Origin of the sequence: Pseudobdellovibrio sp. HCB154, assembly GCF_046267985.1 — a bacterium.
Classification (GTDB): domain Bacteria; phylum Bdellovibrionota; class Bdellovibrionia; order Bdellovibrionales; family Bdellovibrionaceae; genus Pseudobdellovibrio.
Genome location: NZ_CP176530.1, coordinates 2923735 through 2934601, shown reverse-complemented (window position 1 = coordinate 2934601; position 10867 = coordinate 2923735). Strand labels below are relative to the sequence as shown.

The window sequence follows — 10867 nt, the reverse complement described above, 5'->3', positions numbered from 1 at the left end:
CTAGATTTTCTCTTTAGCTTTTTTGCCCATGAGGCCAGTCGGTTTAACTAATAAAATTAAGATTAATAATAAAAACGATAAAGCTTCTTTGTAAGTCGAAGCACCGTAACCGATAAGGTAGTATTCGCCTAAACCCAAGATGTAACCGCCAAGTACCGCACCTGGAAGTGAACCGATACCACCGAACACCGCTGCAACGAAAGCACTTGTTCCGATTTTTACACCCATCATTGGATCAATCTTAGGATACTTCATGGCCACTAAGCAGGCTGCGATGCCCGCTAACACAGAACCAACGATAAATGTGAAAGAAATAATTTTGTTGATATTGATACCCATTAAAGGGGCCATATCTTGACGAGAACTTACGGCTTGCATTGCACGGCCTGTTTGCGTTTTACCAATCAAGAAGCTTAAAGAGATTAATGAAATAATCGTCACCATGTAGATGATAATGTCTAAAAGGCGAACCGAAATATCCATAAAGTTAAAAACTTCAGTGTCTAACATTAATTGCGGGAACGACTTTGGATTTACCCCGAAAACGATCTGGCCACCGAATTCAAATAAAATACTTACGCCAATCGCTGTGATTAAGACGTTCATCTTTGGCGAATTACGTAAAGGTTTGTAAGCAAACTTCTCCACCATAAAGCCGACTAAACCTGAAAATAACATTGCCGCTAATAAACCAATGGCGAAAGTAATTGGATTTGGGCTTTCACCTAATTTTAAAAAGTTAATAACGTAGAAAGTACCGAAAGCACCCATCATGTAGATGTCTGAATGGGCGAAGTTAATCATAGCAAGAATTCCGTACACCATCGTATAACCTAGGGCGATGAGGGCGTAGACGCTGCCAAAGCTTAGGCCGTTTAACGTATGTTGTAGAAATTCCTGCATTATCAACTCCTAGTTCGGGCTAACGCTTGTTACGAATTTGTAGTCAGGGCCCTGAACGCGTACAACCACAGCCGATTTAACTGCATCGCGGTTTTCGTTCATCGTCATAACTCCAGTTACACCATGAAAGTTCTTAATGCCAGCTAAACCTGCACGGATATTGTCCGGTGTAATTTCTTTAGCCGACTTCATGGCTTCAGCCATCATGTATACAGCGTCGTAACCAAGAGCTGCCATAACGTCTGCATCTTCATTGAATTTAGCTTTGAAGTTTTTTACGAATTCAACAGTTTTAGGGTCTGTAGATTCAGTCGTGTAGTGGTTAGAGAAGTAAGAACCGTTGATAGCATCTTTTGCGATTTTGAAAAGATCTGGAGAAGACCAGCCGTCACCACCTAATAGAGGTTGGTTCATACCTAACTCTTTAGCTTGGCGAGCGATAAGAGCAACTTCGTTGTAGTAACCTGGAACGAAGATAGCATCTGGTTTTTTGCCTTTGATAGAAGTTAATTGAGATTTGAAATCAACATCACCTTCTTGGTAAGCGATATCGTCAACGATTTCACCACCAGCTTTTTTAAGCTCGTCTTTGAAAACATCAGATAAACCAACAGAGTAATCGTTTTTCACGTCACGTAAGATAGCTGCTTTTTTCATTTTTAAATTATCAACCATGAACTTAGCCATAACTTGGCCTTGGAATGGATCGATGAAACAAGCGCGGAAAATGTAGTTACCAACTTTAGTTACTTCTGGATTAGTTGCAGAAGGAGTTAACATTGGGATTTTATTTTGTTGAGCTACTTGCGCACCGATTTTAGAACGGCCAGAAGTCGCTTCACCGATGATCGCAACAACTTTATCTTGAGAGATTAAACGATTAACTACCGCTAATGTTTCATTGTCGTCAGATTTGTTGTCGTAGTTTACGTGTTTTAACATTTTACCATTGATACCGCCAGCAGCGTTGATCTCTTCGATCGCCATTTCGATACCGCGTTTTTGATAAACGCCGAAAGTCGCAATAGCACCAGTGTTAGGGCTATAGCTTCCTAGTAAAATTTCGTTTGAGTTTGTTTCTGTCTTTTTTGTGCAACCAACAAATGCAACTAAAGCCGCAATTGAAAGCAATGAGAACATGTTTTTCATTTGAACCTTCCTTTAGGTAATTTAAACCGTTGAATTCTATAAATTAGATTCGTTAATTAAATTTGTTCACCCGAATTAATGAAGTGTATTCATCGTTTTTCAAATTAACTGTAATCTAATTAACTAACGGTTTAATTAAGCTATACGGATAGGATTCTGGCAAGCTGAATTAGAGTTGTGTCACCACGTTTTTCATTCTGGGTAACTTGATCTAAAGGCACTTCAACAATCTTGTTTCCAAGTGTTCCAATCATCAGATTTGCTTTTCCGCTTAGTAAAGCAGCGACGGCCTCAGAACCCAAGCGGGAAGCGAGAATGCGGTCGTGAGCTGTTGGGCTTCCGCCGCGTTGTTGGTGACCTAAAATGCAAACTTTCGCATCAAGATTTGATTTTTTGCGGATGGCTTCAGCTAAATCGTAGGCGCGACCGGGTTTTTGTCCTTCGGCTGTGATTAAAATACTGCTCGATTTTCCCTTAGTGCGTGATTCACGTAACTTATCCACAATTTTATCAACGGCAACGACATTTTCAGCTGTTAAAATCTCTTCAGCACCGCCGGCCAAACCCACAGCTGATGCGATAAAGCCAGAATTTCTTCCCATCACTTCAACGATGAAAATGCGGTCATGTGAATCAGCCGTATCACGAATTTTATCGATCGCATCTAAGGCTGTATTTACGGCGGTATCAAAACCGATCGTGTCGTCTGTTCCAAACACATCGTTATCAATTGTTCCGGCAATACCGATCACAGGAATTTTATGTTCAGACAGTAAAGCTTGGGCTCCACGAAATGAGCCATCACCACCTATGCAAACTAAGCCTTCGATACCAGCTTTCTTTAAGTTTTCAGCGGCGATTGCACGGTATTCAGGCTTCATAAATTCAGCGGATCTGCCGGTCTTTAAAATCGTGCCTCCGCGCTGAACGATATTGGCCATATCACGGGGAGCAAGAGTGATCATTTTATTTTCGATCATGCCTACGTAACCGTTTAATATTCCTATGATTTCAACGTTTTTGGCGTGAGCCGTTCTAACCACTGCACGAATGGCGGCATTCATTCCAGGCGCGTCGCCTCCGCTTGTATAAACAGCTATTTTTTTCATAGGTACCCCACTTTTTTACTGACTGATCCTCTCTGATTTTGTTAGGTTGCGGCTCAAATATCAAGAGGGGATTCTAATGTTTAAAAACCTATCTGCTTTATTCGCAGTTGTTGCCGCTTTAAATTTCACAGCATGTCAAAAAAACGCGGGCGCATTTTATAATAACAATGCTGATACAGCAAAAATTCTTGGTGGCGAAGTTGTTCAGCCAAGTGATATCGTGGCTAACTCAACGGTAGCTTTAAAATACATCGAAGGTAACCGCGCTTACCCTATGTGTACTGGAACTTTAATTTCTCCAAACTTAGTTTTAACAGCGGCTCACTGCCTACGCGGTATGAACAAAAATGCATTACGTATTGGTTTTTCTTTAGATGTAAAAAATCAATTAGACGTAGAAACAATGTACGAAGTTGCTGATTTCGTTACTCACTCAAAATATGGTAGCACTGGCCGTCTTAACGATGTGGCTTTAATCGCGTTAACTAAATCAGCTCCGGCGCCTTACAAACCAGTTGGCATCATCAGTGATAAATACAAATTAACTGTAGGTATGCCGATGTTACTTGCGGGTTACGGTGTAATTAACGATTTAACTGGTGCAGACACTGAAGCGTTACGCAAAGTAACTGTTCCGATGGCAAAAATTTTAGACGCTGATGCGATCTTAGTAACTGACCAAACTAAAGCTTCTGGCGCTTGTAACGGCGATTCTGGCGGCCCAGCTTACTTAGAAAAAGACGGTATCTTATACGTTTACGGTATCACTCGTGGTCCACATGACAGCGCTCCAGACTGCCACCACTTCGGTGAATACACTTACGCTTCTAAGTTTGAAACTTTCATCTTAGAAACAGCAGCAAAATTAAAAACTGAAGTTCCTGCTTTCGTCGTTCCTCAGTAATTTTTGATATTTGAATTTGAATTTCAATGAAGCCTGGTTAGAAATAACCAGGCTTTTTTTATTTGGACGCTGCGCTGGTTGTCGCCTTCCTGGGACGGCCTTTCTGACGGCATCGTGCCGTCAGATGAATGTTTTTGAATCCTAAAAAATTATGATCTGGTGATCGTGGACGATCAGCAGAAGTGAGAGTCTGAGAGCGAAGCTCTCAGTAGGCAGGATGCCTGTTCGATGACTACGTAAACATCCTAGATCTAAAAAATAAAAAGGGCCTGGTTTTTCAACCAAGCCCTTAATTCTATCAATTGGAAAGATCTAGTTAGTAACTAATTACTTAACTAAAGCTTTGAATTCAGCGCCAGCGCGGAATTTAGGAGCCCATGCAGCTGGGATTTTGATTGCTTTACCAGTTTGTGGGTTGCGACCAGTGCGAGCTTTACGTTTAGCTTTAGTGAAAGTACCGAAACCTACTAATTTAACGTCATCACCTTTTTTAACAGCTTTTTTTACGTTGCCGATGAAGCAGTCTACTACTGTTTCGCATTGAGCTTTAGACATTTTAGTTTCAGTAGCCATTTTTTCGATTAATTGCGCTTTGTTCATTGTTGAACTCCTGTGTTGTTTATCTCAGTTGTTGTGAGATCGATGTTGTACATCCTGTTGTTGTTAATCGTCCTTGATGCCCACATCACAAAACAAAAAGCGGTTGCCGTCAATAAATAATTTTATAGTTATTTTTTTAACAAAAAATTGTTAGCCGCTCCGGCAAAGGATTCTGGAGTTAGGCCGATGATAATCGGCCCTTTCGAATAAGGTTTGCCGCAGGCAAATCAAAATCAGCTATGTTGTTGAAAGGTGGTATTTCACGCTCGTCACGATCACATTTTTTTTGTAGATCAATGAAAGCTTGATTAGCCAAGCCGTCTGATTGTGAAGTAACTGATGATACCATTTGAACGTCACGAATTCCGGGAAAATCACAGTGATAAAATCCGTTGGGTTTTCATTACGAACATGATCAATAAAATCTAAAATTGGTGTCGAAATCGAACGGTACGGAGAATCTAAAACATGCAGTTGCATGTCTGGAAATTTCGCAGCCCAGGCTTCGTGCATGCGTTGCGCTGAAACTTCATCAGTTTTTACATAAATCACGCGAACATCTTTGCTGATACTTTTTCCATAACGGATCGCGTTCATAACGCCTAAATGTAAGCCAGAAACAGGAATAACAACCACGTGGTCTTTTGTGTGGCCTTCAGCATCTATGTCGTAATGTGATTGTGAAAGTTCGCGCGCAAACATCACATAATGCACGTGAATACGGTGAAAGGCGTAAACGATAATCGGAATCGTAATAATCACCATCCAAGCCCCATGTGTGAATTTAAAAGAGCCGATGACAATCAGAACAGAGAATGTAACAAGAGTTCCGATGGTATTCATCACCATCGAACCTTTCCAGCCTTTTTCACGTAAACGCCAGTGGTGAACCACCATTCCGGCCTGTGAAAGAGTGAATGATAAGAATACGCCCACGGCGTAAAGCGGGATTAATGAATGTGTATGACCGCGAAAAATAATAACTAAAGCGATAGCGCCCATTGAAAGAGCAATGATGCCGTTTGAGAAAACTAAACGGTCACCCATACTGATTAATTGGCGGGGAGCATAGCGGTCGATGGCAAGTAATGAAGATAAACGCGGGAAATCGGCATAGGCCGTTGAAGCCGCCATGAATAAAATTAAGAAAATAGAAATCTGTACAAAGTAAAAGCCAAAACCTTGTCCGAATACGGCTTTAGTTAATCCGGCCAGTAACGTTACGCCTTCAACTTTTACGATGTCATAAGAATTTACTAAGTAAGTAATTCCGGCGAACATGCTTCCTAAGATCACAACCATCATCAACAATGTCATGTTGGCATTTTTAGATTGCGGGTGGCGAAATAAGGGGATGCCGTTTGATACAGCTTCGATACCTGTTAAGGCTGTGCATCCTGAAGAGAAAGCTTTTAAAGCTAAAATCCAACCGATATCCGGAAGATTATTCATCAACACCGTATGTGGGTGAATGTTCACATCTTGCGGTCCACGCACAAGGCCGGTGATGATTAATGCGAAAATCGAAAAAATAAAAAGATACGTTGGAATCGCAAAAATCGTTGCTGAATCTTTAACGCCGCGAAGGCTTAGAACCATTAAAAATAAAATGATCCAAACGCAGGTAAAAACTTGAACGCCGGCCATTCCAGGAAAGGCAGACACTAAGTTTTCAACGCCGGCTGAAACCGAAACGGCTACTGTTAACGTGTAATCGATAAGTAAAGCGGCACCTGCAACTAATCCTGCACCAGTTCCTAAATTATCTTTAGCAACGATGTAAGCTCCGCCCCCATTAGGGTAAGCTTGAATCGTTTGGCGGTAAGAAAGTGTGATGATAAACATCAAACCTAAAATCGCTAAAGAAATTGGTAACGACCAAGTTGTCGCAAACGCAAGACCTGATAACGCTAAAGGAATAATGATCTCTTCTGTCGCGTACGCAATAGAAGATAAGGCATCGGCAGCAAGTAAAGCCAAAGCTTTCCACTTAGGAATCAATTCGTGTTGTTGTTGAGAGTTGTGTAGCGGGTCGCCGATCAGAATTCTTCGAATTTTAGAAGCAAACATGGATGAAATGTCCTCTTACGCGTAAGTCATGCTATAAAAGGAAAGACTACTCCTGTTGTTGCCTGCCTGCAACTACTTGTAAGTGGGGGCTATTCGCCTGATTCGTCCTTGTTTAAGGCTTCGTATAATTGCTCTAGATCTTTTTCGTTGTAGGTTTGCTGCTCAACTGGGACTTTATAGCCCTCAGAAGCCCATTCCCCCAGATCAATTAGTTTGCAACGGTCTGAACAAAAGGGACGTGACGGGTTTTGTGGAGAGTATAACGTCAAACGCCCGCAATGCGGGCATTTGACTTGTTTAGCATTTGAAAAATTTGGTGTGTCGGTCACTCTTCTATTAAAGACCGCAGTTCATGCGTTGGCAACGAGTGAAAGTACCTTGCGCCGCAGGAACATCGCCCACTTTGAAGATAAACGGTAGTTGGTTATCTTGCATTTTACCTTGTGGAACTTCGATCGTAATTTTTGTTCTGTTTAAACCTGACCAAGCATCACCGTAACCGTTAGCTGAGAAACCAACAGAGTTGTTGATTAAAGAAACTGCTAACTGAAGTTGTAATGGATTACGATAAACACCGTTATATTGTTTAGGATCCGGTAAGAAAACACCAGTTACCATACCTAAAGCGATACCTAAAGCACCCCAACCAGATGGTAATTGGTAGCCGTAGTTAAAGTAAGGGTTCACACGTGGTTGAGCCACGAATGTTGCTAATAAAGAGTTACCACCGTTTGGAGGGAATTGGATAATCATATCCATTGAACCACCAACGTAAGCGTCACAACCGTAGTATCCACCAGAAGCGCCGCCGGCTCTGTTACAAACGCCCATGCCGTATTGGAAAAACTCCTGCATTTTTCCGCCGTTTACGATTTGTAATTGTGAAGTTCCAGAATAAGTGTCAGCGTAAAAACCATTTTGATAGCTAGTACCAGATGGTTGTACGTAACCGCCGTTACCTGTGTAGCAAGCGCCATTATAATATGTAGTCCCAACTGGGCATGTTGCATTAGCTTGGTCGTCATTATTATTGCCTTGGCAACTTGATAAGCCGGCAACCATTGCTACTAAACCAAATACATATAAAAGATGTTTCATAAAAACTCCTCTGACAATCAGAGAAGTTACAATTAGCGTACCTGGGTTTTAACAATTTTATAGGATCTGAGCTGTCAAAGGATTCGACAGCTCTGTTTTAACGGCAACAAATGTCACCGTAAGGGGTGAAAAAACTAGAATAAGTAACGGAAAGTTGCGCCAAAATAAACGACGCTGGCGATGTCTGCATTTAAATCTTCAGGGTGCTTTACAACGAGTGAAGTTACTTGTGGAATAATCTCAGATTGAGATGATGTATCAAAGCGCGCAGAAAATTCTAAACCTTGATAAAGATCAGTCTGGCGTTGATGAACAAAGGCTCCTGTTAAGTGATATTGCTTTTGAAATTCCATGTAAATTTTTAGACGATGCGAAGTCGATTCTTTAAGGTCAACTTCACTGTCAATGCCATTCGTTGTGTGAGTTTCTTTACCTTTTAAATTTTTTGTGTAGTTAATGTGTCCACCGATAAGGTATTCGTTAACTGGAACTGCAACACCTGCTTCGAGTTGATAGCTATTTTGACCGCTGGCCATAGTGTATTCGTCAGAATCGAAATTATATTTAGATTTTTGTGTGGCAAACCCGTAAGCGATCGAATAAAAAACACCTAAATCAGCAACATCTAAATTACCCTTTGCGCGAACCACAGGATCAGCAAAACCTTTGCCTTTAGTAGTTTGAGTATTTGTATTTGGGGCGTTAATTTCAGTGCGCATATTTTGGTGTGAAACTTCAAGGCCAACGCTTAGGAAGTCTGTTAGACCATAAAAATATTTAGCGCTTAAATCTAGGCCAATACCTTTTAAGTCTCCAGCGTTGTTTTTAAATTCGATATTTGCTACCGCTAGGTTAATTCCTGGCAGAAATTCGCTTTGCCCTGCAGTTGGAGTTAGAGTGTAGTTCGATTCGATTTTGGCTTGCGCTAAAGATGTTAAAAATAATAACGCGAATACTAAAACTTTCATGAGAAACCTTTCAAATAATGATTTAGTTATAAAGTATTCTAAAGACGCACTCCATTGTCATGAAAAAAAGTGGCCTTAGATTTGGGCCTTCGCTAAGATTTTGGGGTTGGAGAATTGTATGAATACAGACACACACTGGAAGCAGATCGCAGACCGCTTAACTTGGATCAAACCTTTCACAAAACTTAAACAAGTTTCATTTAAAAAGCCAGTGAGTATCAAGTGGTACGAAGATGGGCAGTTAAACGTAACGGCAAATTGTATCGACCGTCATTTGGCTAAAAATGGCGATAAAGTAGCGATCATTTGGGAACCAGATGGCGTTAACGAACCAGCTAAAAAAATCACTTACAAAGAATTGCATTCACACGTTAATCGTATGGCTAATGTTTTAAAAAAACATGGCGTAAAAAAAGGTGATTTCGTCACAATCTATTTACCGATGATTCCTGAGGCGGCTTACGCGATGTTAGCCTGTGCGCGCATCGGTGCGGTTCATTCAGTGGTGTTCGGGGGTTTTTCTCCGGATTCACTAGCAGACCGTATTCATGACTGTGAATCTAAAATCGTAATTACAGCTGATGAAGGTTATCGTGGTGGTAAAACTACGCCTTTAAAAAAGAATGTTGATCTGGCTCTTAAGAAATCGCCGACAGTTGAAAAAGTGATCGTGGTAAAACGCACGGGTGCTGATCTTCCTAAAGGGGATAAAGATTTATCTTACGAAGAGGAAATTAAGACAGTTTCTGATGAATGTGCTCCAGAAACAATGAACGCTGAAGACCCGTTATTCATTCTTTACACTTCAGGCTCTACCGGAAAGCCAAAAGGTGTGCTTCACACTTCAGCTGGGTATTTAGCTTTTGCTAGTTGGACGCATGAGAAAGTTTTTGATTATAAGCCAAACGATATCTACTGGTGTACGGCCGATGTAGGTTGGGTGACTGGACATAGTTACATCGTGTACGGGCCGTTAGCAAATTGTGCAACGACATTGATGTTTGAGGGGATTCCTTCGTACCCGACATCGTCTCGTTTTTGGGAAGTGATTGATAAACATCAAGTTAATATTTTCTATACCGCGCCAACAGCGATTCGTGCGTTAATGCGCGAAGGTTTAGAGCCGATTAAAAAAACATCGCGTAAATCTTTACGTGTACTGGGTTCCGTGGGTGAACCGATTAACCCAGAAGCTTGGGAATGGTATTCAAACAATGTCGGTGATGGCAGATGCCCAGTGGTAGATACTTGGTGGCAGACGGAAACGGGTGGAATTTTAATTTCTCCATTAGCCGCTGAAACTAAAACTAAACCGGGTTCAGCGACTTTTCCGTTACCGGGAATTGACGCTAAAATTTTATCTCCTGAAGGTAAAGTTTTAGAAGGTGTTTGTGAAGGTGTATTAGTGATCGCTGATTCATGGCCTGGACAAATGCGCACGGTTTATAAAGATCATAAACGTTTTGAAGAAACTTATTTTAGCACTTACCCGGGTTATTATTTTACCGGTGATGGCTGTAAGCGTGATGAAGACGGTTACTACTGGATCACGGGTCGTGTAGATGACGTGATTAATGTGTCAGGACACAGAATCGGTACGGCTGAAATTGAATCAGCGTTGGTCGATCACCAATCAGTAGCAGAAGCTGCGGTTGTGGGTTACCCGCATGAAATTAAGGGTCAGGGCATTTATGCTTATGTGACTTTAAAGAATGGCGTATCTGAAAATGATCAGCTTAAACAAGAGCTGGTTCAGCATGTGCGAAAGCTTATCGGTCCGATTGCAACCCCTGATAAACTTCAGTGGGCACCGCAATTACCAAAAACTCGTTCGGGTAAAATCATGCGCCGTATTTTAAGAAAAATCGCGGAAAATCAACTTGATAGCTTAGGTGACACTTCAACTCTGTTAGACCCGAGCGTGGTTGATCACTTAGTGAAGAACAAATTGTCGTAGTTTTGATCGCTGCGCTGGCTGGCTTTCCTAGCCGGCCTTTCTGACGGCATCGTGCCGTCAGAGTTGTTTTCTCAATTGCTGTGCAGATTGTGGTTCGGGATTGATTTTG

10 protein-coding genes are annotated in these 10867 nt (G+C 41.5%); 2 read left to right on the top strand and 8 right to left on the bottom strand.

The genetic code is table 11. The annotated features are described in order from the left end of the window. From ACKWCF_RS14040 to pfkA, 3 genes are all read right to left on the bottom strand, one after another. Nucleotides 1-903: a branched-chain amino acid ABC transporter permease gene (locus tag ACKWCF_RS14040; protein WP_409478229.1), complete on the bottom strand. Its 903-nt coding sequence runs from the start codon at nt 901-903 to the stop codon at nt 1-3. Between the two features lie 9 nt (nt 904-912). Continuing rightward, entirely contained in the window at nt 913-2052 is a 1140-nt protein-coding gene (locus ACKWCF_RS14035; RefSeq protein WP_409478228.1) for an ABC transporter substrate-binding protein, read from the bottom strand. Between the two features lie 140 nt (nt 2053-2192). Continuing rightward, the gene (gene pfkA, locus ACKWCF_RS14030; protein WP_409478227.1) at nt 2193-3161 is read right to left on the bottom strand and encodes a 6-phosphofructokinase; all 969 of its coding nucleotides are present in this window, start codon (nt 3159-3161) and stop codon (nt 2193-2195) included. Between the two features lie 76 nt (nt 3162-3237). Here pfkA and ACKWCF_RS14025 point away from each other — a divergent pair, with 76 nt between their 5' ends. Next, nucleotides 3238-4065, top strand: a complete 828-nt coding sequence (locus ACKWCF_RS14025; RefSeq protein ID WP_409478226.1) for a S1 family peptidase — start codon at nt 3238-3240, stop codon at nt 4063-4065. 327 nt (nt 4066-4392) lie between these two features. Here ACKWCF_RS14025 and ACKWCF_RS14020 read toward each other — a convergent pair whose 3' ends face one another. The 5 genes from ACKWCF_RS14020 to ACKWCF_RS14000 form a co-directional block, all read right to left on the bottom strand. Continuing rightward, on the bottom strand, nt 4393-4665 hold the full coding sequence (locus ACKWCF_RS14020) for an HU family DNA-binding protein (protein WP_409478225.1): 273 nt from the start codon (nt 4663-4665) through the stop codon (nt 4393-4395). A gap of 237 nt (nt 4666-4902) precedes the next feature. Continuing rightward, nucleotides 4903-6735, bottom strand: a complete 1833-nt coding sequence (locus ACKWCF_RS14015; RefSeq protein ID WP_409478224.1) for an APC family permease — start codon at nt 6733-6735, stop codon at nt 4903-4905. An 89-nt stretch (nt 6736-6824) separates the two neighbouring features. Next, nucleotides 6825-7064 carry a DNA gyrase inhibitor YacG gene (locus ACKWCF_RS14010; RefSeq protein WP_409478223.1) on the bottom strand — a complete coding sequence of 80 codons (240 nt, stop codon included), beginning with the start codon at nt 7062-7064 and terminating at the stop codon, nt 6825-6827. 7 nt (nt 7065-7071) lie between these two features. Then, complete coding sequence (locus tag ACKWCF_RS14005) at nt 7072-7833, bottom strand: hypothetical protein (RefSeq protein WP_409478222.1); 762 nt, start codon at nt 7831-7833, stop codon at nt 7072-7074. A gap of 134 nt (nt 7834-7967) precedes the next feature. Further along, nucleotides 7968-8801, bottom strand: coding sequence for a hypothetical protein (locus ACKWCF_RS14000; RefSeq protein WP_409478221.1), 834 nt, complete (start codon nt 8799-8801; stop codon nt 7968-7970). Nucleotides 8802-8898: 97 nt separating this feature from the next. Between ACKWCF_RS14000 and acs the strand changes: the two genes are divergently transcribed. Further along, the gene (acs, locus tag ACKWCF_RS13995; protein ID WP_409480262.1) at nt 8899-10758 is read left to right on the top strand and encodes an acetate--CoA ligase; all 1860 of its coding nucleotides are present in this window, start codon (nt 8899-8901) and stop codon (nt 10756-10758) included. Nucleotides 10759-10867 lie beyond the last annotated feature (109 nt).

What these genes read in the sequence shown, in the direction of transcription:
- ACKWCF_RS14025 (WP_409478226.1), top strand. Translation starts at nt 3,238, where the DNA reads ATGTTTAAAAACCTATCTGCTTTATTCGCAGTTGTTGCCGCTTTAAAT.
- ACKWCF_RS14020 (WP_409478225.1), bottom strand. Translation starts at nt 4,665, where the DNA reads ATGAACAAAGCGCAATTAATCGAAAAAATGGCTACTGAAACTAAAATG.
- ACKWCF_RS14015 (WP_409478224.1), bottom strand. Translation starts at nt 6,735, where the DNA reads ATGTTTGCTTCTAAAATTCGAAGAATTCTGATCGGCGACCCGCTACAC.
- ACKWCF_RS14000 (WP_409478221.1), bottom strand. Translation starts at nt 8,801, where the DNA reads ATGAAAGTTTTAGTATTCGCGTTATTATTTTTAACATCTTTAGCGCAA.
- pfkA (WP_409478227.1), bottom strand. Translation starts at nt 3,161, where the DNA reads ATGAAAAAAATAGCTGTTTATACAAGCGGAGGCGACGCGCCTGGAATG.
- ACKWCF_RS14035 (WP_409478228.1), bottom strand. Translation starts at nt 2,052, where the DNA reads ATGAAAAACATGTTCTCATTGCTTTCAATTGCGGCTTTAGTTGCATTT.
- ACKWCF_RS14040 (WP_409478229.1), bottom strand. Translation starts at nt 903, where the DNA reads ATGCAGGAATTTCTACAACATACGTTAAACGGCCTAAGCTTTGGCAGC.
- ACKWCF_RS14005 (WP_409478222.1), bottom strand. Translation starts at nt 7,833, where the DNA reads ATGAAACATCTTTTATATGTATTTGGTTTAGTAGCAATGGTTGCCGGC.